The 25,103-nt window shown below is 45.7% G+C and carries 27 protein-coding genes and 1 tRNA gene; 11 read left to right on the top strand and 17 right to left on the bottom strand.

The annotated features are described in order from the left end of the window. Positions 1-34 precede the first annotated feature (34 nt). Complete coding sequence (locus ACYVK4_RS20610; RefSeq protein ID WP_461129412.1) at positions 35-739, top strand: acyltransferase; 705 nt, start codon at positions 35-37, stop codon at positions 737-739. 14 nt (positions 740-753) lie between these two features. Here ACYVK4_RS20610 and ACYVK4_RS20615 read toward each other — a convergent pair whose 3' ends face one another. From ACYVK4_RS20615 to ACYVK4_RS20630, 4 genes are all read right to left on the bottom strand, one after another. Next, positions 754-1,950, bottom strand: coding sequence for a glycosyltransferase family 4 protein (locus ACYVK4_RS20615; RefSeq protein WP_461129413.1), 1,197 nt, complete (start codon positions 1,948-1,950; stop codon positions 754-756). Between the two features lie 61 nt (positions 1,951-2,011). Further along, complete coding sequence (locus ACYVK4_RS20620) at positions 2,012-2,932, bottom strand: glycosyltransferase family A protein (RefSeq protein WP_461129414.1); 921 nt, start codon at positions 2,930-2,932, stop codon at positions 2,012-2,014. Between the two features lie 61 nt (positions 2,933-2,993). Further along, positions 2,994-3,749, bottom strand: a complete 756-nt coding sequence (locus ACYVK4_RS20625; protein WP_461129415.1) for a WecB/TagA/CpsF family glycosyltransferase — start codon at positions 3,747-3,749, stop codon at positions 2,994-2,996. A gap of 399 nt (positions 3,750-4,148) precedes the next feature. After that, positions 4,149-5,162, bottom strand: a complete 1,014-nt coding sequence (locus ACYVK4_RS20630; protein WP_461129416.1) for a hypothetical protein — start codon at positions 5,160-5,162, stop codon at positions 4,149-4,151. Positions 5,163-5,487: 325 nt separating this feature from the next. On the opposite strand from ACYVK4_RS20630, the gene ACYVK4_RS20635 reads away from it, so the two are divergent. After that, positions 5,488-6,288 (top strand): hypothetical protein, encoded by an 801-nt coding sequence (locus ACYVK4_RS20635; RefSeq protein ID WP_461129417.1) that lies wholly within the window; start codon positions 5,488-5,490, stop codon positions 6,286-6,288. A 39-nt stretch (positions 6,289-6,327) separates the two neighbouring features. Here ACYVK4_RS20635 and ACYVK4_RS20640 read toward each other — a convergent pair whose 3' ends face one another. Next, entirely contained in the window at positions 6,328-6,657 is a 330-nt protein-coding gene (locus tag ACYVK4_RS20640) for a tetratricopeptide repeat protein (RefSeq protein ID WP_461129418.1), read from the bottom strand. 163 nt (positions 6,658-6,820) lie between these two features. Between ACYVK4_RS20640 and ACYVK4_RS20645 the strand changes: the two genes are divergently transcribed. The 3 genes from ACYVK4_RS20645 to ACYVK4_RS20655 all read left to right on the top strand — a co-directional run bounded on the left by ACYVK4_RS20645 (position 6,821) and on the right by ACYVK4_RS20655 (position 9,322). Next, complete coding sequence (locus ACYVK4_RS20645; RefSeq protein ID WP_461129419.1) at positions 6,821-7,558, top strand: electron transfer flavoprotein subunit beta/FixA family protein; 738 nt, start codon at positions 6,821-6,823, stop codon at positions 7,556-7,558. Between the two features lie 74 nt (positions 7,559-7,632). Continuing rightward, entirely contained in the window at positions 7,633-8,595 is a 963-nt protein-coding gene (locus tag ACYVK4_RS20650) for an electron transfer flavoprotein subunit alpha/FixB family protein (RefSeq protein ID WP_461129420.1), read from the top strand. A 130-nt stretch (positions 8,596-8,725) separates the two neighbouring features. Beyond that, the gene (locus tag ACYVK4_RS20655) at positions 8,726-9,322 is read left to right on the top strand and encodes a bifunctional nuclease family protein (protein ID WP_461129421.1); all 597 of its coding nucleotides are present in this window, start codon (positions 8,726-8,728) and stop codon (positions 9,320-9,322) included. Between the two features lie 56 nt (positions 9,323-9,378). On the opposite strand, the gene ACYVK4_RS20660 is transcribed toward ACYVK4_RS20655, so the two are convergent. The 3 genes from ACYVK4_RS20660 to ACYVK4_RS20670 all read right to left on the bottom strand — a co-directional run bounded on the left by ACYVK4_RS20660 (position 9,379) and on the right by ACYVK4_RS20670 (position 13,282). After that, positions 9,379-9,840 carry a PPC domain-containing DNA-binding protein gene (locus tag ACYVK4_RS20660; RefSeq protein WP_461129422.1) on the bottom strand — a complete coding sequence of 154 codons (462 nt, stop codon included), beginning with the start codon at positions 9,838-9,840 and terminating at the stop codon, positions 9,379-9,381. A 178-nt stretch (positions 9,841-10,018) separates the two neighbouring features. Beyond that, complete coding sequence (locus ACYVK4_RS20665) at positions 10,019-11,977, bottom strand: hypothetical protein (RefSeq protein ID WP_461129623.1); 1,959 nt, start codon at positions 11,975-11,977, stop codon at positions 10,019-10,021. Between the two features lie 858 nt (positions 11,978-12,835). Beyond that, a complete protein-coding gene (locus tag ACYVK4_RS20670; protein WP_461129423.1) occupies positions 12,836-13,282 on the bottom strand; it encodes a PaaI family thioesterase in 447 nt (148 codons plus the stop codon). A gap of 129 nt (positions 13,283-13,411) precedes the next feature. On the opposite strand from ACYVK4_RS20670, the gene ACYVK4_RS20675 reads away from it, so the two are divergent. The 4 genes from ACYVK4_RS20675 (at position 13,412) to ACYVK4_RS20690 (ending at position 16,041) form a co-directional block, all read left to right on the top strand. Next, a complete protein-coding gene (locus ACYVK4_RS20675) occupies positions 13,412-14,173 on the top strand; it encodes a phosphosulfolactate synthase (protein WP_461129424.1) in 762 nt (253 codons plus the stop codon). 76 nt (positions 14,174-14,249) lie between these two features. Next, a complete protein-coding gene (locus ACYVK4_RS20680) occupies positions 14,250-14,891 on the top strand; it encodes a DedA family protein (RefSeq protein ID WP_461129425.1) in 642 nt (213 codons plus the stop codon). 79 nt (positions 14,892-14,970) lie between these two features. Continuing rightward, positions 14,971-15,714, top strand: a complete 744-nt coding sequence (locus ACYVK4_RS20685; RefSeq protein WP_461129426.1) for a shikimate dehydrogenase family protein — start codon at positions 14,971-14,973, stop codon at positions 15,712-15,714. Between the two features lie 42 nt (positions 15,715-15,756). Then, positions 15,757-16,041 (top strand): putative quinol monooxygenase, encoded by a 285-nt coding sequence (locus ACYVK4_RS20690; RefSeq protein WP_461129427.1) that lies wholly within the window; start codon positions 15,757-15,759, stop codon positions 16,039-16,041. A 29-nt stretch (positions 16,042-16,070) separates the two neighbouring features. On the opposite strand, the gene ACYVK4_RS20695 is transcribed toward ACYVK4_RS20690, so the two are convergent. The 5 genes from ACYVK4_RS20695 to ACYVK4_RS20715 form a co-directional block, all read right to left on the bottom strand. Beyond that, complete coding sequence (locus ACYVK4_RS20695) at positions 16,071-16,844, bottom strand: glycoside hydrolase family 25 protein (protein ID WP_461129428.1); 774 nt, start codon at positions 16,842-16,844, stop codon at positions 16,071-16,073. 111 nt (positions 16,845-16,955) lie between these two features. After that, entirely contained in the window at positions 16,956-17,201 is a 246-nt protein-coding gene (locus ACYVK4_RS20700) for a hypothetical protein (protein ID WP_461129429.1), read from the bottom strand. 180 nt (positions 17,202-17,381) lie between these two features. After that, positions 17,382-18,017: a peroxiredoxin gene (locus ACYVK4_RS20705; RefSeq protein ID WP_461129430.1), complete on the bottom strand. Its 636-nt coding sequence runs from the start codon at positions 18,015-18,017 to the stop codon at positions 17,382-17,384. 142 nt (positions 18,018-18,159) lie between these two features. Continuing rightward, entirely contained in the window at positions 18,160-18,816 is a 657-nt protein-coding gene (locus ACYVK4_RS20710; protein ID WP_461129624.1) for a response regulator transcription factor, read from the bottom strand. A 4-nt stretch (positions 18,817-18,820) separates the two neighbouring features. Beyond that, positions 18,821-20,398 carry a sensor histidine kinase gene (locus ACYVK4_RS20715; RefSeq protein WP_461129431.1) on the bottom strand — a complete coding sequence of 526 codons (1,578 nt, stop codon included), beginning with the start codon at positions 20,396-20,398 and terminating at the stop codon, positions 18,821-18,823. A gap of 90 nt (positions 20,399-20,488) precedes the next feature. Between ACYVK4_RS20715 and ACYVK4_RS20720 the strand changes: the two genes are divergently transcribed. After that, on the top strand, positions 20,489-20,986 hold the full coding sequence (locus tag ACYVK4_RS20720; RefSeq protein WP_461129625.1) for a DUF3299 domain-containing protein: 498 nt from the start codon (positions 20,489-20,491) through the stop codon (positions 20,984-20,986). Positions 20,987-21,103: 117 nt separating this feature from the next. Here the strand turns inward: ACYVK4_RS20720 and ACYVK4_RS20725 are convergent. Then, positions 21,104-21,177: transfer RNA gene (locus ACYVK4_RS20725), tRNA-Ala, on the bottom strand. A gap of 169 nt (positions 21,178-21,346) precedes the next feature. Between ACYVK4_RS20725 and ACYVK4_RS20730 the strand changes: the two genes are divergently transcribed. Next, positions 21,347-21,601, top strand: coding sequence for a GIY-YIG nuclease family protein (locus ACYVK4_RS20730; RefSeq protein ID WP_461129432.1), 255 nt, complete (start codon positions 21,347-21,349; stop codon positions 21,599-21,601). Between the two features lie 67 nt (positions 21,602-21,668). On the opposite strand, the gene ACYVK4_RS20735 is transcribed toward ACYVK4_RS20730, so the two are convergent. From ACYVK4_RS20735 to ACYVK4_RS20745, 3 genes are all read right to left on the bottom strand, one after another. After that, positions 21,669-22,292 (bottom strand): C40 family peptidase, encoded by a 624-nt coding sequence (locus ACYVK4_RS20735; protein WP_461129433.1) that lies wholly within the window; start codon positions 22,290-22,292, stop codon positions 21,669-21,671. 66 nt (positions 22,293-22,358) lie between these two features. Next, positions 22,359-24,500: a Tex family protein gene (locus tag ACYVK4_RS20740; RefSeq protein ID WP_461129434.1), complete on the bottom strand. Its 2,142-nt coding sequence runs from the start codon at positions 24,498-24,500 to the stop codon at positions 22,359-22,361. A 182-nt stretch (positions 24,501-24,682) separates the two neighbouring features. Then, entirely contained in the window at positions 24,683-24,874 is a 192-nt protein-coding gene (locus ACYVK4_RS20745; RefSeq protein WP_012925283.1) for a cold-shock protein, read from the bottom strand. Between the last annotated feature and the right edge of the window lie 229 nt (positions 24,875-25,103).

Consider the following 25,103-nt stretch of genomic DNA (forward strand, 5'->3'; position numbering starts at 1 on the left):
CCGTATCTATTTACGTAGTTTAATCCACCACGGAATGAGTCAACAACTTAAGGCAATTGTAAAAAGCAATAAACTACTGCATACCCTGGCTCAGCTACTTTTGGCGGTAAGCGAGAAACTAGCCCGGCCAATCCGCGGTCGTGGTAACCGAATTGTGAATAAAGGCGTTTTTCTTCGGGTCAGGATTGACATTAAAGGCAATAATAATGTCGTGGAGGTTGAAGAGGGTGCCTTTTTGACGAATATGAAGATTTATATCAGGGGCGACAATCACCGCTTATCCATTGGCCCTTTTTGTAAAGTCAAAGGAGGATGTATGTGGTTCGAAGATAATAATGGGCAAATTACCATTGGCGAACGCACCACGGTCGAAGAGGCTCACCTGGCAGTAACCGAACCCAATAAAAGCATTAAGATCGGTGCCGATTGCATGCTATCAGCCGGTATTGACATCAGAACCGGTGACTCACACAGCATAGTTGACGCCGAAACCAGGAAACGAATAAACTATGCCCAAAATATCTCGATTGGTGATCATGTATGGATTGGACTTAATGCGGTAATTCTAAAAGGGGTAACTATAGGCCACAACTCGATCGTCAGCACGAATGCCCTGGTTACGAAAAGTATTCCCAGCCATGTTATTGCAGCGGGTATACCGGCAAAGGTTGTGAAAACTGATGTCGATTGGGTGCGGGAACGCATCTATGACAGGGCTGTTGATCCGTTAGATAACTGAGTCCATCCGGTAATTTATAAGACCGCTTGCCGACTTTCCTTACTGCTAACCAACTCATCGTAGATAGCGATCGTTGCGGCCAGCGATACGTGCCGGGCATATCGGGTCTGGTATTCGAGATAGGCATTTTTAGACCATATGCGCTGCCCCGGAATATCCTGGCTAAAGCGGTTAACAATACGCCCCAGATCATGACTGCTACCTGTCTGGAAAGAAAGTCCTGTATACCCGTCAAGAACGATTTGATTTAAATTCTGCTGATCGGAGCATATAACGGGCGTGCCCGAGGCAAAGGCTTCCAGGATAACTGTCGGTAACCCTTCGTACCATAGGGATGGCAGGATAAGCGCCCGGCATTGCTTAAGTGCGTTTAACACCAGCTCACGTGGCTGTTTGCCTTCATACTGGATAGTCGGTACGTTTTCAGCCATGCGCGACACATCAGCCGCCAATGGCCCATCGCCTATAATTTTGAGTGGGAAACCATACATTTGGGCGGCCTCAAGCAACACATGAACTCCTTTTTCAAAGGTTAAACGACCGACATACAAAAACGAGTTGTCTCGTTTTTCAGGATCTGCATAACCGGCATCATCTACAAAATTAGGCTTGACACAAACCTGCGCTTTGTCTAATTTAAGCGATGATTCCAGTATCTTCTGACGACTAAAGTCCGTTAATACGATGAAACGATCTACCTGTTTCCAGATGCCCGTGAGCTTATGGAGCAATGTTATAGCGGACAGATGAGCCGATTTTGCTTTTGAACCTTGAAAACAGGCATTTTGTATACCGGCAAACGGCACCAACCTCGATAAACAACTCTCGCAGGGGACCCTTCCTACCCGCATCAGCAATCCATTTATACACACCAGTCGGTAATTGTGAACCGTCATAACAACTGGAATCCGACGCTTTTTAGCCGTTCGAATGACAGACGCGGAAGCTGTATAAAACAAGTTATGAATGTGAACAACATTGGGCTGGAACTGGTCAATAGCCCAATCCAGCCTTCGTCCGGATTCCGTATTATAAAGTGCCTGAATAGCCGATCGGGTATTGGCAATCCACGCGCCTGTAAAATTTTCATTATCAAAAACCAGGGTCTCTACCAGATAACCACTTTCACGAAGCAAGTCCACTTCCTGCTCAAAGACGGTATCTTCTCCACCGCCCTGTTTGTAGTAGTTGTGAACAATTAATACACGCATGATTCAATTGATCAGATGAATAGGATTAGCCACCTATTGGACGAAGCATAAGGTTGTGATCTTACGAAGGGCGTTTTAGCTGCAGAAGCTGGTTGCCATACGTAAAGAGTTTATTCCAGGCACGCACGGGAACACTAAACTTTCGGCGAAACCACCGATTGTAATCAGCCTGGGGCTGCACTTGGTCGGGAAGGCTAAAGAGTCGTTGCTGCCCTTCGTCTAAAACAGGCTTGTATCGGTCATAAATAACTTCGGTGGTCGAGTCGGGCGAGTCAACACCAATGTTGATTGTCTTGGAAACGGTTGGGTACAGCGTGTAACCGCCTACTGTAAATTCATGATAACAGAGTCGGATATCCCAGGCATCAATTTCGCGTTTTTGAGCCCTTTCCAGCATCCTTACCCGATCACTCCCGCCCTGATTGAATTTTTTACGGGCAACGGGATCTTTCATGAAGCCGTCAAAACCGGTTAGTGCCCAATCAACACCTTGCCATCGGTTTGCCCAAATTCCCCACCCCCATGCGCAGGTTCGTTGAAAAAAATATCCATCAGCGGTATATCCTTCAGGCTTCCTGAAAGGGAATGTGTAGCCCCCCACCGAGAATACGTCTGGTATATCGGCATACTGATCGAGGGCCTGGTTCATAAAATCCAGAAAATTAGGTGTGGTCACTACATCGTCTTCAAGAACAATAACCGCCGGGTACTGCGCCAAAACTTTCGTTACGCCGGCAATGATCGAATTAGCGCAGCCAATGTTGTGGTCGCTATACATCCGGTGAACAGATTTAAAGCCCGTAATATCATTGACAAGGTGCTGCACCGCTTTCACTTTTTCGGCTTCCGTTTCGTAACGCGGGCCATCTACAAAAACATAGAGGTCCGACTCTGCAGCCAGATAATTTGCCTTTAGTGCTGAGAGGGTTTGTTTGAGCTCGTGAGCCCGTTTGAAGGCAAAAAGAATAATAGGAAAAGCCATAATCAGTTTTGAGCAGATGGGATAATCCACTACAGCGTAGACAGATTGTAGTAAGTCAATCTTATTGTCTGGCCAGCTCCCGTAAAAAATAATATAGAAACCAGAGGTTAGTAGATACATATCGGCCAACTAATCGGCGAGGCTCCTGTATCAATCGAAAAAACCATTCGAGCCCCCACCGCTGCATCCAGCCAGGAGCTCGCTTATGTTCGCCGACCAACACAGGAAGCGCTCCACCAATACCGAGCAGCACAGCAGGGATCCGGGCAGACACCGCAGCCATCCATTTTTCCTGCTTTGGACAACCTAAGGCAACAAATACCAAAGCAGCACCAGAGGTTACGATGTTATGAATTACCTGCTGTTCTTCATCAGAACGTAGGGCTCGAAAGGGTGGCGAGTAGAGGCCAACAAGCAATAGGTCGGGATAATGCCTGGCACAGTAAGCCCGGCACCGATTCAATATGTGCGGAGTGGACCCATAGATATAGACCGGTAGCTGGGAAGAAGCCGCTTTCTGTAGTAGTGTCGGCAACACATCGAGCCCTGTTATCCGATCCTGACGAATACGTTTTAATGCTCTTAGCGCCCACAATAAGGGAACGCCGTCAGGGGTTACCCAGGTAGCCTGGTTAACCACTTGGGCAAAAGCTTTATCCTTCACCGCTTCTACCAACATATGCACGTTGGCAAAACAGCCATAAGCGGACAAACGGCGTCGGGCTACCCGCAACACATCTTCGATGAACTCATCGTACGATTGACCGGTAAGCTGTAAACCGATGACTTCCTGGCGGGGTACTGCAGCCTCAGCCATGTTTCGAGTATACCGCCGGGTTTGCGTCTCAGGGTGATGAATATGAGTAGACATAAAACAGCATCAGAAGAAAGTAGACCAGACATAGCGAACATTCCAACTGGCAGAGCTGCCGCTTTATCTTATTTTCTTCGTCAGATGTTTTAGACGAACAGAAATGATTAAGTAACTTTTATTGAAATTTAGTATGTTTAATAAATTATAATTTTGATACGCTAATGAGTATTTTTATTTATGAAAAGATTCCTTGTTATCGTCCACTCAAAACTTAATTGATTATAAGTCTTGATGGACAACAAAAAAAACTAGTATATCTATCATTTCGACTTAAAGCAAAACGGCCACGGATGAAACATCCATGGCCGTTTTGTAAAATCTGTCAGGCGTGTTAAGCCTTATTTACTTTCCTTTCAACCGCTTATTCTGACGTTCCAACCGCTCAATACGCTTCTGCTGATTGATGAGATGCAAGGTTAACTCCTCATTCTTTTTCACTAAAGTTGCCAGCAACGTGGTCAAATCTGTACCCTTACTTACCATTTCGCGGGCACTGGGCATATCAGGCAGATGGCTGTTCTGCTTGATGTACTTTTCTATTTCTGAAAGTGACTGAAGACGATAAGATGGAGCAAATACATGATCAGCCCACTGTCGCTCAGATGTTGGTTGAACCAGCATTGACAAAGCCGATAATCGACTGGACAACGTAACGTCTCCCAGTGCAGTTACTGTTAAAAATTTAGACGTTGTTTCGCTGGAGGGTGTAGAGTTTGCCGTTAAGTTCGTTAACCTCAATCCACTCCGCCCGTCTGTACCCGCTGTTAGTTCAAGTCGGTTTTGTGGGGCTGACGTACCAATGCCAACATTAACGTTATTGCCCAACACCAGGGCATTGCTGCTCAGCACCCGGGCATTGGCACCAATAGCCGTAGCATTGGATAAACCAGCTCCTGCACCCACAGCATTCGCTCCTAAAAATGTGTTGTCCTGACCGTCGGTCATATCAAAACCGGCATTGGGACCAATTATCAGATTCCGACGCCCGCGCTGGTTTCCCTGACCGGCGTTATACCCAATAAAGACGTTATCATCGCCATCCGTATTGAGTTTACCTGCTTCATACCCAATAAATGTGTTATGGCTGCCAATAGTATTGGGGAACCCCGCTTTATAACCAAAGTAGGTGTTATATGACCCGGTCGTGTTGCCCTGCCCTGCCTGACTTCCCAAAAAGGTGTTATACGTACCGCCAATGACGGCACTGGTACTCTGCCCTATGAACAAGTTGTTTGTTCCGTTGACAGACTGAAAACTGACAACCTGATTATCAGGCGTAACTACCTGACTTTGGGCATAAATCTGAGTTGACAAACAACTAAGGATGAATACGATACCTGTCGAATTTTTTTTCATGTGTGAACCGGTTATATTACCGTATTCATAGCAAAATTCATTCCCTTTTTCACGGCGCTCACTTATATAGATAGAAGTATATCAGAACGGATTCTGCCACACTGTTGATAATGGGAATAAGCACACCTATTCCTTTCCCTGTAAGGCTGCATTCGACAAAAGCAACCCTACTCAATTAAGGGGCCAATTTGCGCTGACAGGCGGACAAATGAACAAAATATACCTTCCGAACAATAAACAAAATGGCTTTTGATACAACCTGGATAAACACTTATGTACCTTTACATCCGTCAACCGAAATCGTTTCGTTCAACTCACTTCAAGTATGAAACCTCTCTCCATATCAACGTGTATACTGGCGACCGGCTTTTTGGTAACGACCTTATTGAGTTGTGCCCCTTCGCTTACAGCCACTTACCAACTCGAGCCTACTTCCGGCGACATAGCCCTTATTGACGGACGACAGGTTACCAAAGCGGAACAAAATGGCGTGGGTGTTGTCGCGTCATTTGAACGTGAAGATCTGGAGTTTCTGGCCCTTGATATCGAAGTTAAAAACCGGACAGATCATCCTATTGATGTTAATCCGGCCGATTTCCATTTTACTGCACTCGGCTCCGATCAGGATACGCTTCGAGACGCCCAGAATAATTCGCTGGCTCTTTCGGGTGGGGCAGCGGATCCAGCCTACGAAGCAGGGCGTATGACCCTAAAACGTAAGCAGGAGGAAAAACGGCTGAAAAAGGCGAAAGTCCTGAATACAATATTGATGGTAGCCGTGATTGCCAGTGATGTATCCTCGTCGTCGAACAGCCGTTCCTACCGCGAATACACGACCAACCGGGTGGCGCATAGTTTTGCTTATCAGGGCCTGGCCGTTAAGCGGGCTGTCGATTACAGCACCTTTGCCAACCGTATGGAGCGGTACAATTATGAAGAGTACCGCTGGCGGGAGTTAGCCCTTAAATCCAACACCCTCGCTCCCGGCGAATCTGTCCGTGGTCTTGTGTATTTACCCAAAATCAATGGTGCCCGTTACCTGGCCATCAACTACACGATACCTGAGCAAACAACCGTTCCGCTGGTTTTTAAACAAACGATGGCGCAATACAGAAAAAAACGCTGACACAACTTTCGGCTCAAGCATCGTCCGGAACCGTCCAACTTACCACTCATCGTCATCTTCTTCGAAGGATTGTTTGGCCCGTTGTAGTTCCAGTAGTGTTTTTTGCTTACCCTGGGCCTTGGCCAATTCGATACCTTTCTCGTATAACTCCGTTGACCGTTCCCGCTCATCTAACTCGGCGTAAACAGCGGCTGCGTGATAATAAGTGGGTAAGTAGTCAGGAAACTGGAGCAATAACTGATCGAAGTAAGTCTTCGCCTGCTCAGGCTGGCCAGTTATATACTCCATTGCCAACGCATAAATATTAAATGGGTCATTAGGTTCTTCCTGTACAAATCGAATTAATTGTTGAATTCGGTCGTTATTCATGTGCAAGAAAATTAGTATGCATGCATACTTTTATTTAAGACTATTTGTACTTTTGATTCGTAAAAGTAGTGAATAAAGGATAGTCGCTGGTGGCGCGATCTGTAGTGTAACGATTAGCTACGAACTACTATCTAGTAACAGTAACCACAAAACCCCAACAAGCATGAAAATTTTAGTGTGTGTGACGAGTGTTCCGGACACCACCACCAAAATTGCCTTCACGGATAACAACACCAAACTTAACAAAGCAGGTGTAACGTTCATCACGGGTCCTTATGACGATTACGCCCTGGCGCGTGCCGTTGAACTAAAAGATAAAACAGGCGCTACCATCACTGTATTGAACGTAGGCGAGGCAGACTCTGAACCCGTTATTCGTAAGTGTCTGGCTATTGGTGCTGATGATGCCATTCGCGTGAATGCAGAACCCACAGATGCTTATTTTGTGGCCGAGCAAATTGCAGCCATTGCCAGGCAAAACAGCTACGATTTGATCCTGATGGGCCGCGAATCCATCGACTACAATGGTGGTCAGGTTCATGGCATTGTCGGTGAGATGCTGGCTATTCCGTCTATTTCGCCCGTTATGCTGCTTGACCTGGATGGAGACATTGCTAAAATTACCCGGGAGATTGAAGGTGGTAAAGAAAGCCTGGAAGCCAAATTGCCGCTGGTACTAGGCTGTCAGGAACCAATTGCCGAGTGGAAAATCCCAAATATGCGTGGTATCATGACTGCCCGAACTAAGCCGCTCAAGGTTGTTGAACCCACCGGTACCGACAAATTAACCACTGTTGCCAGTTATGAGTTGCCCGCCCCTCGTGGAGCGGTGAAGATGATTCCGGCCGATTCTGCCGAAACCCTTATTCAGTTGCTCCACAACGAAGCGAAAGTTATTTAGTTCTAGTCAATTTTTGGAGCAGGGTTGATCTAAGCCTGTTCCGGATTGTAAAACCATAAACTGAAAACTATTTTATGTCAGTTCTCATATTCGCCGAATTAGACGAAGGCAAACTAAAGAAGTCCTCACAGGAGGCCATTTTCTATGGCGCTAAAGTAGCCGAAATGACAGGGACATCGGCTACAGCCATCATCATTGGCGCAGCCGACGATGCCGAAATAGCTATGGCCGGTAGATTTGGAGCAACAAAAGTCCTGCATGCTACGGATGCCAAATTAAATGAGCCGAATGGAATGGCGTATGCTACGGTGGTTGCTGCTGCTGCTCAGCAGGAGGCAAGTAAAGTCATCGTACTGGCTAAATCGTCCCTCGCCGATGCCATGACGGCGCGGTTAGCGGGAAAACTGAAAGCAGGCCTTGCAGCAAACGTTATTGATCTGCCTGATTTAAGCAATGGCTTTCTAGTCAAAAGTAGCATTTACACCGGTAAGGCGTTTGCTTACAATGACCTGAAAGCGGATGTCAAAATTCTTGCCATTAAGAAAAATACCATCTCGCCCGAAGAAAAAGACGCAACAGCCCCAGTCGAAGCGTTTGCCCCTGCACTAAACGAAGCAGATTTTGCTATTTCAGTAAAAAACACGGAAAAATCATCAGGGGATATCTTACTTCCCGAAGCTGACTTCGTTGTGTCGGCAGGCCGTGGCCTGAAAGGACCGGAAAACTGGAGCATTGTTGAAGATTTAGCGAAAGCACTTCATGCAGCTACAGCTTGTTCTAAACCTGTCTCTGACCTCGACTGGCGGCCTCACTCTGAGCACGTTGGCCAAACTGGGCTTAAAATCAGTCCCAATTTATACATTGCCTGCGGCATATCGGGGGCTATTCAGCACCTGGCGGGAGTAAACTCATCGAAGGTCATTGTTGTTATTAACAAAGACGCTGATGCACCGTTTTTCAAATCAGCCGATTATGGTATTGTGGGCGATGTTTTTGACGTCCTTCCACGCCTAACGAAAGCGGTGCAGGCTTTGTAAGGTTCGTGAGTAGTAAAGGGCTAGTCCGGACAGTAGGAAGTTATCCATTACTGCGGATGTTTTTTGCTTAAGACTTATTAACCGCTGGCCAAGTCCATTATAACTTACGACTTTTTGTTAATTTCGCACCGTGGATAAGATTAAGCTGGAAATACTAGGACTATCGCCCAGCCAATCGCAATCAGGTTCGTTTGCGTTGGTACTAGGCGAAGAATATGGCAACCGACGATTGCCAATCATCATTGGCATGTTTGAAGCGCAGGCCATTGCTATTGAAATCGAAAAGATTGTGCCGAACCGGCCAATGACGCATGATCTATTTAAGCAATTTGCCGAGCAATTTAAATTTACGGTTCGCGAAATCATGATTTCCGATCTGCGTGAAGGTATTTTCTTCGCCAAAATTGTGTGCTTTGATGGTGTTCGGGAATCCGTTATTGATGCCCGTCCATCGGATGCAATAGCTATCGGTATCCGCTTTGACGTGCCCATATACACGAACGAGTCCATCCTTTCCGAGGCAGGAATCACGGCAAATAATAATGATGAAGACGAAGAGCAGGAAGAGCTCGTTCGTTCATCCAATCGTCCATCGACAAAATCGTTTGGCGATCAACTGAAAAATGCATCCTCTGAAGAGTTGCAGCGTATGCTTGAAGAAGCGCTGGGTAATGAAGAATACGAACGAGCGGCAAAAATCCGCGATGAAATGAGTAAACGTAATTAGTCTTTCATATACTCCTCTAAACAAACAAGCCATCCTAAATAGGATGGCTTGTTTGTTTATTTAATTTTCCGTTTGCGGATTTCGAGTTCACGATACCCAAATGTTGGATCAGGCTCCCGAGTGTAGGTGATATCCGGCATCACCCCAATGACTAACTCGGCAGTCGTATATATTATACATCCATTCAGCAGATGCCCGCCAATCGTTTTGCCCGTTGAGTCAGACACGGATAAATGAATATGGCTCCCATGCGCAGAAATTGTTCCAACAAGAGATACTATTTCATAATGTCCCTTCCAGGTGGTGGGCCCTTCCTGGTTCGCCAGCCTTAACGTTACATCTGTCAGGCTACCTACACAAGTCAGTATGGCCCCCGCTCCAACTCGTTCCTGATTGACAACTAAATCAATACTTTTCTTTAGATCCTGGCCAGGCTTCAACCGTAAAGAATACGTTTGCATAGTAGCCTCAACGACGGGAAGGCGCTCCTCTTTTAGCTTTGACTGTGCGTTAATCATAGAAGTGACCGTTTGTAATAGAATGATCAATAAAGTACTTCTCATTTTTTTCGTAGAATGCTTTACAAAAATATTTTAACTAAAAACAGTGGCTATAGTAACTAAAAAACCGGAAGCATGGGCTCCCGGTTTTTTAGTTACTATAGCCACTTTAAGTAGCGTTGACTATGTTCTGCAATTACCGTCTTGATCTCTTTCTGACAGGAGCAGGATTCAACAACTTCTCTTTCTGCTCGGCGGTTAATGGCTTCAGATCGGTGATCGAGTAGCTATTGTCGCTGATCGTTACCAGGAAGCTACCCACAGACTCTTCAGGCTTACCGTTGATCGGGTTTTTAACAACAGTGAATACAGCGCGGAAGTACTGAACCTGCGGACGTACCCGACGGCCTTTGTAGCGAATCGCATTACCGCTTTCAATTTTAGCCTTCTCAGCCTGTAACTGTTGAGCTAAGTCGCCTGGCAGTTCGTTTAGATTCAGGATAACTGTGTTGGTATCGAACTCAACGGTGCTGTTTGCAAGAGCACGGTTGAAACCACGATAGCGGAGACGGGTAACTGTGTCGCCAACTGACGTAACCGTACCGTTACAGTAACACACATTAGCTACTTCACGAGTGTATGGAGTGCGGTAGAAAACCTCCAGACGCTCCAGCTTATGATTGAATTTAGACTCAGGATTTTCAGGCTTCTGGCGAAGGCTGGCAAAGCTCGTCGTAGCGACCTCACTCATACAGGTTCCGCATTTAGCAACCTGCTTGTTGTGAACTGTAACGTAATAGAAACCTGGAACCACCTGACCTTCCGAGAAAAATGCAGCAGGGAAAGGAAGCGACGTATCAGTTGAATTCTCTACCTGAGCGATAACCTGATCGTTCGCCGTTGCTCCGGCCGTTACTGAGTCAGCCCGGTAATACAAACGAGCGGTAAACGTCTCGTTTCTTGGATTCGGCGTTGTACTGCGCCAGCTAATTACAGGAGCGGTAGCACTCGTGTTGATGGAGGCTGCCTGTTGTGCATTCGTTTTGTCAATGTAAGAAAGCGATGCACCTTTTAACGAAGATCCGTTAAACTGTACGTTCAACTCGGGAATCTGTTCGCAAGTTGGGCAGGTAACAGGAGCTTTTGGAATCAGCTTCTTCTGAACAAATCCCTTACGCAGGGCAATACCAGCGCTAAAGCCACCATGCTTCCGCTTGAACTCATATACCTGATCATCAATACCACTGATAATCATGTAGTTCAACTGTGTGATAAAACCTTGTCCCTGAATACCGATATTCCAGTTATTGCGCAATGGGAAGAACACCGACAGGTTACCCAGCGCACCTAAGTGATAGAGGCTGGGACTTGGGTTTACCGACCGAATCAGTCCACCACCATCAACAAACGATGGTACACCGTTGGGCAGTGTAAGCGTTGACGGCGTGTAAGCAGTAATTGTTGCTGCTTCTGTCCGGAAAAGACCTCCACGGGCACCCAACTCGATGAACGTGGTAGCATCCGGATTACGACGGCTGCGAGCCAGTGTGATTGTCATCACGGGTCCCACCGTCAGGAACATGTCTTCCGAGGCACGTTGACGAATCGTTACCTGGTCATTTGTAAACCCACGGGCATTAGCCAGGCCATACAGATAATCCCGGTAAATGTTCCGTGTGATGTAGTTTTGATACCCAAACGCAGTACCTACACCAAAACGGAAACGACGGGTGGCCGGGGTAAAGTAATAATCAATATTGGCAGTGATATTAAATCCAGCGCCGTTGTAAAGTGTTTTGTCCCGCTTGTTAGGGCCAAAGGTGTTTTCCCATGTACCGCAATACGCAAAGTTAGGTCCTGCAAATAGACCAACTCGCCAAGGCGACATGCGTCGTACTAAAATGAACGTTTGGAAGGTCGTGTCACAATCATCTAGTTCAGCGACATCACTCGCTTGTGCTTTGAAATCATCTCGCCGTAGGGTATCTGTGTAAACGCCCTTACCTAAACGGTAGATTTTTTCTCGCACATAACTTCCGCTTGGAGCGGTTGTTGATGGGCTTACTGTAGCGGGTTGAACCCGGACTGTATCAGCTTGTTGAGCAAAGCTGATAGAAGGTATTGCAAAACCTAGCAACACGAGTCCAGCCAGCATCCTCAGGGGGTGTTGTTGGATAAATGTTCGCATATTTATTAAGTTAATTTGACGCAATGTTTGTAACTAAACTTATATTCTACCAAATGTGGTTACGGAAATTTAGGGAACGGTCAATCATAGATTCAGAAGTAGTTGGCAAATAAAACACTATCTACCTAATGATTAACTTTTTAAACAAATGTTTCTAAGATTACATAGGGTTAAAATTTTTGTAACTCAAAAACTGCTTTCTCCTTAAATACGGCCAATTAAGTTTGACCTACCACATAGGCCATCCGATGAAAAATATTCAATGAATGACCCATCAATCCTCTATTCTGATGCAATGTTAAGACTGAATCGTAAAAAGTAGTACAATGATGTACTTTTTTTTCAAAGTCCGTTACAAAATAGTAAGATCTCAAAAAAACCGACCTGAAATTATTCACATGCACCATCACGACGGCGACCGTAATGCTTACAATAATTACATTACTAATCCTGGATGATTGTGTTCAATTTAATTGTTGGTTTTATTGATTGTCAATAATAGTAAGAAAGAGGTGATAAAAAAATATTTCCTTCTTCCAGTGTCAAACAAAAAATATTTCCACTAGATTTTCATACTATCTCGTCAATTAATCTTATTTTTCTCAAGCTATAGCTTTTAAATTTATCTGAGTCGACTAATATGATTAAGTTTATAGGGAAAGACTTTTATTTGTCGATATACCCTTTTGCAACTCATTATTAAACTTTCAGTGACTGAGACAGGTCAGTAAAGTGTTAAATTAGGTTAGACGTACCTGAACAGGGATTGTAACAAGCCGCTTCAGATTGCCTTTCTACTTTCGGCAGTGTGTTAACAGCTTTTTCTCAGCCAATTTTGACACTCGTTTGAATTAGATTCGTAGCACACTTAGCAATTATCTTACCATTTTCAGCTGCGATTTTACCTTCACAATGAATAATATTCTTCCCTTCTCGAACCAGTTCGGCAGTAGCGGTAACAATATCGTCTCTTCGGGCTGAATGAAGAAAATCAACTGCCAGATTTACAGACGTATAGGCATTCTCTCTTCCCAAAGTAAATACCATTGCTCCAATCAAATCATCTAAAATAGCGGCAGCAGCGCCACCGTGTAAAACGCCTGCAGGATTGGTCATCTCCTCTCTAACGGTAAACTCAGCTACCAGACGGCCATAGTCTGCCGATCGAATAATACCATTCAGCCATCGCCCCAATGGTGATATACTCGTACGCATGTTTTGACCGATTTGAGATCGAAGGAAATCAAGGCGAGAATTTGTGTTGTTATCCATAACCTACAAAAATAGTATTTAACTAAGCTAAAAGCCTGTAACGTGCTATAATTTATGTACTTTCTTGGGAGTTTTTCAAGACTTATACTACTTTTGAGCGTTTTTAATACGCCTACGTAATAACTCCTCATGAATTATACGCTTACGCAGATCCCCGATCGTACCGAGAAACCTCGTCAAAGTGGGTTGACAATGGTTATGGATAAAGGGTTAAGCCTTCGGGAAGTAGAGGATTTCTTATCCGTCTCTGCCGATCATACAGACATTGTTAAATTAGGTTGGGCCACGTCCTTTGTAACTCCCCGACTAAAAGAAAAACTTGATATTTACCGCGAAGCCGGTATCCCTGTTTATTTCGGTGGAACCTTGTTTGAAGCTTTTGTAGTCCGCAACCAGTTCGACGAATATCGTAAACTGCTGGATCGATACGAGATGAAGTATGCCGAAGTGTCGGATGGATCTATTGACATGAATCAGGATGACAAATGCGAATACATCCGTACGCTTGCCACTCAGGTTACTGTTCTCTCAGAAGTAGGCTCAAAAGACGAAGCTAAGATTATTCCGCCCTATAAGTGGATACAGTTAATGAAAGCCGAACTGGAAGCCGGTGCCTGGAAAGTGATCGGCGAAGCCCGCGAAGGGGGCACCGTTGGTTTGTTCAGATCAAGTGGCGAGGTACGGCAAGGGTTAGTGGAAGAGATCCTAACCCAGGTTCCGTTCGAGCGCATCTTATGGGAAGCTCCCCAAAAAGAGCAACAGGTCTGGTTTGTTAAACTCCTCGGTGCCAATGTCAATCTTGGCAACATTGCTCCTCATGAGGTCATCCCTCTGGAAACTATTCGGCTAGGCCTACGAGGTGACACTTTTTCACACTTTTTAGACAAATAGTAAGGTGTAACGAGTTCAATTTTGCTGCGGCAATTTCACTCCACCTCATGTACGATTATCACCTCACTACGTTCTTATGGACCTGATTAAGTCGCTTCTTGATTTTTTACTGCACCTTGATCGCTACCTCGATCTATGGGCTAATGAGTACGGCGTCCTCTTGTATGCGATTCTGTTTCTTATCATTTTTACCGAAACAGGATTGATCGTCATGCCGCTGTTACCCGGCGACTCACTTCTGTTTGCAGCCGGCGCCCTGGCGGCCCGCCCCACGAACGAATTAAGTGTATGGGTTATCATTCCTTTACTTATCGTTGCCGCCTTACTGGGCGATAACGTCAATTATTTCGTTGGCAAATTTCTGGGGACCAAAATTAAATCCCGGGAACGCATCCTTTTCTTCAAACGGGAATACATTGCCGAAACCGAAAAATTCTATGCTAAGTATGGCGGGCGCACCGTAATTATAGCCCGCTTTATTCCTATAGTACGTACCATAGCTCCCTTTGTGGCAGGCGCTGGCAGTATGAGCTATGGCACATACATTAAATTTTGCATCTTCGGCGCCATTTTGTGGGTTACCAGTATCTCCTTACTTGGCTACTTTTTTGGCAATTTCCCTATTGTTCAAAAGAACTTTGAGCTTGTCGTATTCGGAATAGTTGGGCTATCGATACTTCCCATTATTTTTGAATTCATTAAGAAACGCTCCCGTTAAGGAATTTCTTTACGCTACTTTTATTACCGCCTATGCCATTGCTCAACGCGATGGCATAGTGTTTTTAATCCCAGCCCACATGAACCGTTATGGTCTAATCGGATTTCCGCTGACGCATTCGTTTTCCCAACGCTATTTTACCGAAAAGTTTGCCCGCGAAAATATTCCCAACAGCCGCTACGATCTTTTTGAGATGCCCGACATTACGGCCTTATCAGATCTTCTGGCTTTACCAGACCTGCGCGGCTTAAATGTTACCATACCCCATAAGCAGGCCGTTCTCCCTTATTTAGATAGGCTGGACCCATCAGCCGAGAAGATTGGAGCCGTTAATGTGATCAAACTGGAGGCCGATGGGACAATAACAGGTTATAACTCCGATTACTTTGGGTTTAAACAATCCTTACTTGATTGGCTCCTGCAACTTGATCGCTCCTATACAGGTATGCAGGCATTGGTACTCGGCACCGGTGGCGCATCCAAAGCCGTTACTGTAGCACTGGCCGATGTTGGCATTGCCTATATGCACGTATCGCGGACTAAGACCGAATCCACCCTTTCTTATGATGAATTACCCATTCACTTAGGGAAATATGAGTTAATCATCAATGGCTCACCGGTTGGTACATATCCAGACATTAATCAGGCGCCTGACCTCCCCTACGATCAGTTAACGGAACGTCATTTACTGTACGATCTGGTTTATAACCCGGCCGACACTAAATTTATGAAGCTTGGTCGCCAATACGGAGCAAAAACACATAATGGTCTTCGCATGCTGGAACTACAGGCAGAAAAAGCATGGGAGATTTGGCAGCAGTAAACGTCGACGTTTTCCTTTATATATCTATAAATTCAGTACACGATGCCACTTTTAGTATTCGCCACAATTACTGCCCGACCCGGTGCCGGAAGCCACTTAAAGGCTGCTCTGTCGGAGCTTGTTCAGGATGTCAGGACCGAAGCCGCCTGTCAACTCTATGAGCTGTATCAAAGCGCAGAACACCCCGACCGGTTTATCATGCATGAGCGCTGGGATGACGAAGCGGGTTTGCTGGCACACAGCACCATGCCCCATATGAAAGTATTCGCCGAAAAAGCCAAAGATTGGCTGGCAGGACCGGCTGAGCTAACAAAAGTGACAATATGAACGGGCTCAGGCCCGTTTTTTTGTCGGGCTTATAGACAAATATCCTTCATTCGGTCTTCGTCCATAACAAAGACATTGAAGTCTACCTGCCCCCGAATGCCCTGTACGAAACCGCTTTGATTATGCTGCCAGAGGTATAATTTATCCGCTTCGTAAGTGCGCAGGTGCTTCGCCGAATAATCAGCAATCCAGAGCGGATAGTCATCCAGGTTACCCTTTATATACTTTTTATATAAGTTACCATTCGTATAGATCATTGGACGGGCGTGGTAATGCTCTTCAACGGTTTCGAGCCAGAGTCGCAGCCCGTTTATGATGGTCTCATCAGACTGTCCGTTTATCACCTCGAAATCAACAACGGGGACAAAGTCTCCCTCACTCAGGTCAACAGTTCGAATAAAATTATTCGCCTGTTTGAGCGGATCGCGCGTGGGGTGATAAAAATGATAAGCTCCTCGCCGTAAGGCTGTTTTTTTGGCCTCACGCCAGTTTTTCACAAAATGCTTATCAGCCAGGGTTGCTCCTTCCGTAGCCTTGATAAAAACAAACTGCAAGCGGACACCATCTGCCTCCATCTGCCGGACTTTTGCCCAGTTAATTCGGTCATTGTGCCGGGATACGTCTATGCCGTGAATACCATACCGCATAGGGAGTCGAATACCAAACGCACGCACGAATTGCCAGTCCAGTGCGTCAGAACGACGCGTTCGAACTACCCAAAACGTAATGAACAGGATAAGAAACGCAGCGATCCATAGGCCATATCGTCGAACGATGAGAGTAAACAGAACGCGAAATTTCATGAATATCGTTGATTAGAAACCAAAAATACAGCATTCATGCCGAACATAACGAACACAAAAAAGCTCCCTGCGCAGACAGGGAGCTTTTTTAGCTAATCTTATTGGCTGAGATTAATCGTGCCCTTCCAGTTTAACTAACTTGTTATATAAGCCTAACAACAGAAAAGGAGCAGCCCATTGGCCCACAAACAAGCTCCGTTCGCGCTTCTTCATGGTTTGTAAATAAAGCGAAACGCCCATTGAGCCTAAAGCAGCCCACAGAAAAATATCGGATGGAAGTTTGGCGGTCTGCTCTTCAATGGCTGTTGCAACCGGCCCTTCTGTATGCTCTGGGTTATTATTTTTATTCTTTGACATAACGTTAAGTTTTTTAGTTTTTACTAGAACACTTAACTCAGCGAAGAATCAGAAGGTTTGCGTCCGCGTCATTAAACAAGGAATTGTTGGCATACGGTCCTCTCAAAAACATAGACGGTGTCTGCTGGGTTACAGTAGGCTAATGAAAGTCAATTATAACCTGGCAGACACCGTTTGTACTTATTTATTTGGCTGGGGGGTAGTCCGCAAGTAAGGCTTAACGAAAGTCACGCCCTTGGGAAATTTAGCCTCCAACTGGTCATTTGTTACAGCGGGTGTCACGATTACGTCGTCCCCGTTTTGCCAGTCGGCAGGAGTTGCCACCTGATAATCAGCGGTTAGTTGCAGCGAGTCAATGACCCGGATCAGCTCATTAAAATTACGTCCGGTAGAGGCTGGGTAGGTAAGGGTCAACTTGATTTTCTTATCAGGCCCGATAACGAACACCGAACGTACCGTTGTTTTTTCGCTGGCGTTCGGATGAATCATATCATAGAGCGTTGCGACTGTCCGATCGGCATCGGCAATAATCGGGAAGTTCACTTCCGAGCCAGTTACATCCTTAATATCCGGTGTCCAGCGATTATGCGACTCCAGATCATCAACGGATACTGCAATGACTTTTACGTTACGTTTGCCGAATTCATCTTTCAACAAAGCCGTTCTACCTAACTCGGTTGTGCATACAGGGGTAAAATCAGCAGGATGCGAGAACAGCATTCCCCATGAAGTACCTAACCATTCATGAAAGTGGATGTGGCCCTGGGTGGTATCGGCCTCAAAATCAGGAGCAATATCGCCTAAACGAAGTGACATAGTGGTAGATGGTTTATCAGTTCACTTATTCTATCTTGTTAATATAGTATTAACGGAATGGAAAACCGGCGTTTAGCCGGTTTAGCAAGCAAACCTAAAAAACAATTTTCAGGTTCACAATTTTAGATGTAGGTAATAATATCTAGATCAGCTTATCCTCTACGGCCATACGCACCAATTCAGCGGCATTTCGCACCTGAAGCCGACGCATCATATTGGCCCGGTGATTATCGACGGTACGAACACTGAGTTGAAGCTTTTCCGCGATTTCACGGCTACTCATGCCATCGACCAGAAATTGAAGAATCTCTTTTTCTTTATTGGAAAGCTTGGATTGTCTTTCTGCCCGGCCGTGCCGATCGCCTTTCTTAAGCTGTTGCATATAGCCACTCAAAATAATGGAGGCTACCGGAGAGCTATAGTACTTTTCACCTGAGGCAATTGTCCGAATGGCCTTGATCATTTCTTCAGATGATGAATCCTTCAGAATATAACCATAAGCCCCGGCTTCTACCGACCGTAAGATATAGTCTTCATTATTGTGCATGGATAGCATCAGCACGCGCACGTTTTTATAAAGACGGCTAATTACCTGCGTAGTCTGAATGCCAGACATGCCAGGCAGCGAGATATCCATCAAAATCAAATCGGGCAGATGACTTGGGTCAGGTTGAAGTACCTTTAATTTATCGAGGGCTTCTTCCCCATCATTGGCTTCGTCAATAATTTCCAGGCCATCGGCTTGTTCGAGCAAAAGTCGAATGCCATCGCGAACGATAGAATGGTCGTCCACAAGCATCAATCTAGTAGGTGTCATGAGAGGCAAACTGCGTTTTATAGGGTATACTAATTTGGATTTTAGTGCCTTTACCGATCGCAGATTGAAGTTTAAATTTGCCGTTGAGCAATTTTGTTCGTTCCTGCATATTTTGTAAACCTTGAGAAGGCGGTCGTAGTTCTAAAGAATGGGGTGTATCGTCGTTTATTTCTGTCATTTGTTTTAACGAACCATTCTCCTGTTTCTTTTTAGGCATTTGAAATCCTTGTCCGTCATCGCTTACCAGCAACTGCAGCGTAGTGCCGCGGTCGTTCAATTCAATATGAATATGCGATGGCTTAGCGTGTTTAATGGCATTACTAACCGCTTCCTGGGTCACTCTGTACAGCATGATTTCAACGTTTTTGTTTAAACGAGGCATATCAGATGTAAAATTCGTTTCAAACGTAACATCAAACGCTTCGCTTCGGTCCTGCTCAGCGATCATTTTAATAGCCGGTATAATACCAAAATCACTCAACACACTTGGCATCAAGTTGTTCGAAATTGTTCGCGTTTCCTGGATGGTCTGCGTAACGAGACTTTTTAATGTCTTCAAATTTTTGGCATGGGGTGGCGAACTATTCTGTTCGGAGGCTGCCGCTCTGGCGAGGCTGGCTTCCAGTCCCTCGATCTGTAGTTTTATAGCTGTAAGCATTTGCCCGAGGCCATCGTGTAGTTCTCTCGACAAACGCTTGCGTTCTTCTTCCTGTCCGGCTATTAGATAAGATGTCCGTAACTTCTGCTCATCAATTTCCTGCTGGTACTGGAGTTTGGTCGCTTCGAATAACTTCTGGCGGGTTTCTTTTAATGTCCGGTTGGCGTTAAGAAGTTTTTTGTTCGCTGCAGTTGTCTGGCTTTCCGCTTCGACAAGCTGGGCAAAGGTCTGCTTGAGCTTTTGAGCAGCCGGACGGAAGATCAATAAACCAATGACGGCTAGTACTGATACAGTGAATATATACAGGTACAATTCTATTGACTGCAACGTACTCAACTTGGCCCTTAATTCACCATTGTATTCCCGAACGATCCTATCCATTTCTTCGAGAAATGGCTTTTCGTTAGCCAGCAGCAATTTAATACTGGCTTGGACATCGGTTTGTTTGACGGCATCAAAATCCTGTAACTTCATCAGGCGATGCGCACTTTTTCGGAAGGCTTCAAACTCGGGACGTATGCCTTCATACAATCGCTGAACAGTATCGGAATTTTGCATCGATACTCTCGGTTCATCGGCATTTCCTTGACGTACCTGTATATGATACCGTTCGAAAACGGGAAATACCTGTCTTAGGGCAGCAACGTTCTCCGAAAACTTTTCCTGTTCACTGGGGTCAGCGATCTGTAATACTTCTTTAACGATTTGCTGGCTCTGGTGGCGCTGCAGCGCTGCGTAGCGAATAACCCACAGTTCATCCTGAACTGCCCGAAGCCGCCATTGAGTTACGACCTGCCCCACTGTTAGTAAAAGGGCAAGAATGATGAGTAAACTCATGTAGAGTCGGGTAAACCGAACGGGAATTACCGAGCCATCTTTTGTGTTGTTAGTCAGAGTGTCAGACACGGGTAGCGTGGTCGATGCTAGAGTGAGTTATTAAAAGTAATATTTTTCGTAGTTTTACCATTGCAACCTTTTGTTAAGACCTACATCAACATGGCCCGACTACTGATCGCCTTATTATTTGTATCGCTCGCAGCCCCGGCTTTTCGTCCGGCCCTGCCACCCGTAAACCGCGTTAAACCAGGGGGATCAACCTCAACTGTTGCTGAGCCCGTGAAATTATCATGGGAAGTTCTGCGCGATGTTACGTTCAAAAAGAAATGGTATGCCGAAGAATCGGTTTATATGCTCTATCCAACATTTGGGCAGGGAATTCAGAAACTGAATGGTAAAGTAGTAGATCTGACGGGCTATGTTTTACCGGTAGACCTGGAATCAAATATATATGTTTTGTCGGCTTTTCCCTATAGTGCCTGCTTCTTCTGCGGTGGCGCCGGGCCCGAATCAGTAGTATCCCTGAAATTTAAAAAATCGGATAAGAAATTTAAAACCGATGAACGTCGTACATTCCGGGGTACCTTAAAATTAAATGCAGACAATATTTACGAGCTGAACTACATTCTGGCCGATGCCGAGATGATTCAGGATTAGATAGTCGGCAGTGGCTATAAAAAGAACTCCGGTATTCGATGTGAGTACCGGAGTTCTTTTTATAGCCACTGGTCAACAAAAAAACCACCCTGATGGAGTGGTTTTTTTGTTGACCAGTGGAGAATATCGGAGTCGAACCGATGACCTCTTCCATGCCATGGAAGCGCTCTAGCCAGCTGAGCTAATCCCCCATAAACACCGTTGGCAGCGTTTTGTGGGTGCAAATATGAGGAAAAAATAATCTTACCACAAACATAAACTTCTTTTTTTTCGATTAGAACGACCAGAGCCCACGCTTCTTCAGACAATATTGGTTTTCTATTACCAATTGCGTAGTTTTGATAATACTCCAGACACCCCATGCATACAGTATATATCATCTATAGCCCTAGTACGGATCAGTATTTTATTGGGCAGACCAAAGACCTGAAAATAACGTTGTGGCAGCATAATGCCAAGACAAACCCGGTTACGGCCAATGGTAAACCCTGGGAAGTACGCTTTACGCAGTCATTTGATACTCGGAATGAAGCACTAAGCCTGGAAATGAAATTAAAAAAGAAGGATAGAACGCACTGGGAAGAGCTTATCAGCAACGCACAGCCTGCTGTTTGAAACAACTTTTTTTACGAAACGAAAAAGCCGCTACAACAGCGGCTTTTTCGTTTCGTATGAATATTCCTTAAAACGGACGAAGGGCCTTTACAAATCGTCCTTTAAAATAATCTCCGTACAAATTATCTTCCCGTACACCCCGTGATGACGATGCGTGGATAAATCGAATATTCTGCTCACCGTTCACTTCGGTAACAATGCCTGTATGCGATACGTATCCCGCCTGGCCTTTGTCAGGAACGAAGAAAATTAAATCGCCCGGTAAAATCTCAGCAACCTCCACTTCATGGCCTACTTCAGACTGCTGCCACGAGATACGTGGCATTTTCAGCCCAACTGTGTTAAAAACCGCATACACCAGTCCTGAGCAGTCAATCCCACTGGTTGTATTGCCCCCCGAACGATACGGCGTTCCTGTGTACGTTCGGGCAATTTTAACCACCTCGGGTACATAGCGATTTTCGTACGTTCGGGTATCAACAACCTTACCGGTTGGCTTAGACGGAACAGCGGCTGGACGGGCCGACGGTTTGCCGGCCGGTGAACGATGGGCAACGGAGCCCGATGATGTGGGACGGCGGCTCACCGATGGCCCCGACGATCGGAGTGCAGTACAGGATGAAAGCAGCGAGAGCAGGCAGGCACCTAGCAGTACGGGACGAATAAAATCCCGAGACCAGCGTTGTTGCATACAAGGTTGGGTTAAGTCAATACAAGCTAAATTTAAACGTTAGGCCAGATAGGGTATTGCAACCTATTAAATTTTCATAGTTAATGCAATCCGTTTTCGGGCCTTATCCACCTCAAGCACCTTAACTTTTACTTTCTGGTATACTTTGACAACTGTTTTCGGATCAGACACAAAGTGATTGGCTAATTGAGAAACGTGAACCAATCCATCCTGCTTTACGCCAATATCGACAAAGGCGCCAAATGCCGTGATATTGGTTACCACACCCGCCAGCAGCATACCTTCGTGTAAATCATCAACGGTGCGCACACGGGCATCGTATTCAAATACGGAAAGTTGCTCACGGGGGTCGCGCCCGGGTTTAGCTAACTCGGCCAGAATATCCTTCAGCGTTGGCAAACCAACAGCACTGGTAACGTATTTTTCAATTTTTATTTGTTGCCGCAGTTCTGGACGACGGACCAAATCATCGACCTTACTCCCAACGTCGGCAGCCATACGTTCAACAAGTGCATAACGTTCCGGGTGAACCGCACTGTTATCCAACGGATTCTTAGCGTCTTCAATACGAAGAAATCCCGCACACTGCTCAAATGCCTTTGGCCCCAGGCGAGGGACTTTTTTGAGCTGATCCCGAGAGGTAAACGCGCCATTCTCGGCCCGGTAAGCAACAATATTTCCGGCTAACTGCGGTCCCAAACCAGATACATATCGTAACAGATACGCACTGGCGGTGTTCAGCGATACACCTACCTGATTCACACAACTTTCTACTACGGTATCAAGACTCGTTTTCAGGTCCGACTGATCAACATCGTGCTGGTACTGACCTACACCAATGGATTTCGGGTCTATTTTCACCAACTCCGCCAGCGGGTCCATCAATCGACGACCAATGCTGACAGCCCCCCGAACCGTTACATCGCGATCGGGAAATTCTTCACGGGCTACTTCCGAAGCAGAGTAGATCGACGCCCCCTGTTCACTCACCATGAAAATGGGTTTGTCCAGATTCAGCGTCTGAACAAATTCTTCCGTTTCGCGCCCGGCAGTACCGTTACCAATGGCAATAGCATCAATGGCATACTGCTTAACTAGTTTCTGAACTGTGGCAACAGCCTGCTGACGCTGGGCTTCTGAGTGAGACAAGTACAGAACAGTTTCGGTCAACAAATTACCCTGCGCATCCAGGCATACCGTTTTACAGCCCGTTCGATAACCTGGATCAATAGCCATAACCCGCTTCTGACCCAAAGGCGGACTGAGCAGCAGTTGGCGCAAATTATCGGCAAAGATCCGAATGGCTTCAGCATCGGCTTTTTCTTTTGCCATATTAGCAAACTCGGTTTCCAGAGAAGGCTTCAGTAATCGTTTGTAGCCATCACGAATGGCCAGCGTCAACTGCTCACGACAAGCGGGCGTGCCGGATCGTTCGGCAACGAACTGACGTTCGAGCCGTTCCATAGCGGCTTCTTCATCAGGTCCAATGCTAACCGCTAAAAACCCTTCTGTTTCACCACGTCGCAGTGCCAGCAAGCGGTGGGAAGGTACGCGACGGAGCGGCTCGGCAAAATCAAAATAGTCGCGAAACTTCACACCTTCCACGTCCTTACCCTTTTTGACCACAGCCCGAATAATGGCCTCCCGCTCAAACAGATTCCGAATACGCTGACGGGCGTCGGCATCTTCGCTGATCCGCTCAGCCAGTATATCACGAGCGCCCTGCAAGGCATCGGAAGTGGTTGGAACGGCATCGGAAAGATACCGTTGCGCAATCCGGTCCAGGCTGGCTTCACGCTGGGCCATAATCACATTGGCAATGGGTTCAAGCCCGCGCTCAATAGCAATGGTAGCCCGGGTCTTTCGTTTCTGACGATACGGTAGATAAAGATCTTCAAGATCCGTCAGGGAATCGGTAGCTTCGATTTTACGACGCAGTTCAGGAGTTAGTTTCCCCTGTTCTTCAATGGATTTAAGAATTGTTTCCCGGCGCTTGTCGAGATCAAGGATTTTTTGATACGTCTCTCTGACCTGTCCGATTTCGACCTCATCCAGGGGCGTACCATTTGCCGACGCGGTCGCTTCTTTACGATAACGAGCGATAAAGGGAACGGTAGCTCCGCCGTTGAGTAATTCTATAGTAGCTGTAACTGACCGCAGGTTTAAGCCGAGTCGTGTAGCAATACGTTGTTCAATAGTTTGGGACATACCAGGAATAAAATAGACCGGCTACTGTAAGCTGAGTCGAGTTTCCATTCGGCGTACTCCCAACAGAGGTTGGTCTCTTGCTAACAGCAGGGCTGCAAAAATGGCTTCCAGAACCGACAGGGCAAAAAAAAACATGCCAATTGGCATGTTTTTTACAACGGTTGTCTTGGTATATCTTACGATTAAGCCATTTCGACGTTTACGGCGTTTAAGCCTTTTTTACCGCGTTCGACATTGAATTTAACTTTGTCGTTCTCACGGATTTGGTCGATGAGACCGGAAGCGTGTACAAAAATGTCTTCGCCACCGTCATCGGGTTTAATAAAACCAAACCCTTTGGTTTCATTAAAGAATTTTACAGTTCCTGTTTGCATTGCTATTTTAAATTTAGGCGAAGGACGGCACAATAATTTTTATTTCCAAATGTATTTCTAAAATTTCTTGTACTACTTGAAAATATTTTTTTTGCCAGCATAAACAGGCATACCTTCTACTTTATCAATGATCGTATGTAATTTTCGCAATATATATAAAATCATTCACAATTAATATATTAAAAAGATTTTTTAGTTAATATTACAAATTTTTAGTAAACTCAATATA

It is taken from the genome of Spirosoma aerophilum (genome assembly GCF_054782495.1).

Coding starts and splice junctions, on each gene's coding strand:
- ACYVK4_RS20610 (WP_461129412.1), top strand. CDS start 35: ATGAGTCAACAACTTAAGGCAATTGTAAAAAGCAATAAACTACTGCAT.
- ACYVK4_RS20615 (WP_461129413.1), bottom strand. CDS start 1,950: ATGCGTGTATTAATTGTTCACAACTACTACAAACAGGGCGGTGGAGAA.
- ACYVK4_RS20620 (WP_461129414.1), bottom strand. CDS start 2,932: ATGGCTTTTCCTATTATTCTTTTTGCCTTCAAACGGGCTCACGAGCTC.
- ACYVK4_RS20625 (WP_461129415.1), bottom strand. CDS start 3,749: ATGGCTGAGGCTGCAGTACCCCGCCAGGAAGTCATCGGTTTACAGCTT.
- ACYVK4_RS20630 (WP_461129416.1), bottom strand. CDS start 5,162: ATGAAAAAAAATTCGACAGGTATCGTATTCATCCTTAGTTGTTTGTCA.
- ACYVK4_RS20635 (WP_461129417.1), top strand. CDS start 5,488: ATGAAACCTCTCTCCATATCAACGTGTATACTGGCGACCGGCTTTTTG.
- ACYVK4_RS20640 (WP_461129418.1), bottom strand. CDS start 6,657: ATGAATAACGACCGAATTCAACAATTAATTCGATTTGTACAGGAAGAA.
- ACYVK4_RS20645 (WP_461129419.1), top strand. CDS start 6,821: ATGAAAATTTTAGTGTGTGTGACGAGTGTTCCGGACACCACCACCAAA.
- ACYVK4_RS20650 (WP_461129420.1), top strand. CDS start 7,633: ATGTCAGTTCTCATATTCGCCGAATTAGACGAAGGCAAACTAAAGAAG.
- ACYVK4_RS20660 (WP_461129422.1), bottom strand. CDS start 9,840: ATGATTAACGCACAGTCAAAGCTAAAAGAGGAGCGCCTTCCCGTCGTT.
- ACYVK4_RS20665 (WP_461129623.1), bottom strand. CDS start 11,977: ATGCTGGCTGGACTCGTGTTGCTAGGTTTTGCAATACCTTCTATCAGC.
- ACYVK4_RS20670 (WP_461129423.1), bottom strand. CDS start 13,282: ATGGATAACAACACAAATTCTCGCCTTGATTTCCTTCGATCTCAAATC.
- ACYVK4_RS20675 (WP_461129424.1), top strand. CDS start 13,412: ATGAATTATACGCTTACGCAGATCCCCGATCGTACCGAGAAACCTCGT.
- ACYVK4_RS20680 (WP_461129425.1), top strand. CDS start 14,250: ATGGACCTGATTAAGTCGCTTCTTGATTTTTTACTGCACCTTGATCGC.
- ACYVK4_RS20685 (WP_461129426.1), top strand. CDS start 14,971: ATGAACCGTTATGGTCTAATCGGATTTCCGCTGACGCATTCGTTTTCC.
- ACYVK4_RS20690 (WP_461129427.1), top strand. CDS start 15,757: ATGCCACTTTTAGTATTCGCCACAATTACTGCCCGACCCGGTGCCGGA.
- ACYVK4_RS20695 (WP_461129428.1), bottom strand. CDS start 16,844: ATGAAATTTCGCGTTCTGTTTACTCTCATCGTTCGACGATATGGCCTA.
- ACYVK4_RS20700 (WP_461129429.1), bottom strand. CDS start 17,201: ATGTCAAAGAATAAAAATAATAACCCAGAGCATACAGAAGGGCCGGTT.
- ACYVK4_RS20705 (WP_461129430.1), bottom strand. CDS start 18,017: ATGTCACTTCGTTTAGGCGATATTGCTCCTGATTTTGAGGCCGATACC.
- ACYVK4_RS20710 (WP_461129624.1), bottom strand. CDS start 18,816: ATGCTTGTGGACGACCATTCTATCGTTCGCGATGGCATTCGACTTTTG.
- ACYVK4_RS20720 (WP_461129625.1), top strand. CDS start 20,489: ATGGCCCGACTACTGATCGCCTTATTATTTGTATCGCTCGCAGCCCCG.
- ACYVK4_RS20730 (WP_461129432.1), top strand. CDS start 21,347: ATGCATACAGTATATATCATCTATAGCCCTAGTACGGATCAGTATTTT.
- ACYVK4_RS20735 (WP_461129433.1), bottom strand. CDS start 22,292: ATGCAACAACGCTGGTCTCGGGATTTTATTCGTCCCGTACTGCTAGGT.
- ACYVK4_RS20740 (WP_461129434.1), bottom strand. CDS start 24,500: ATGTCCCAAACTATTGAACAACGTATTGCTACACGACTCGGCTTAAAC.
- ACYVK4_RS20745 (WP_012925283.1), bottom strand. CDS start 24,874: ATGCAAACAGGAACTGTAAAATTCTTTAATGAAACCAAAGGGTTTGGT.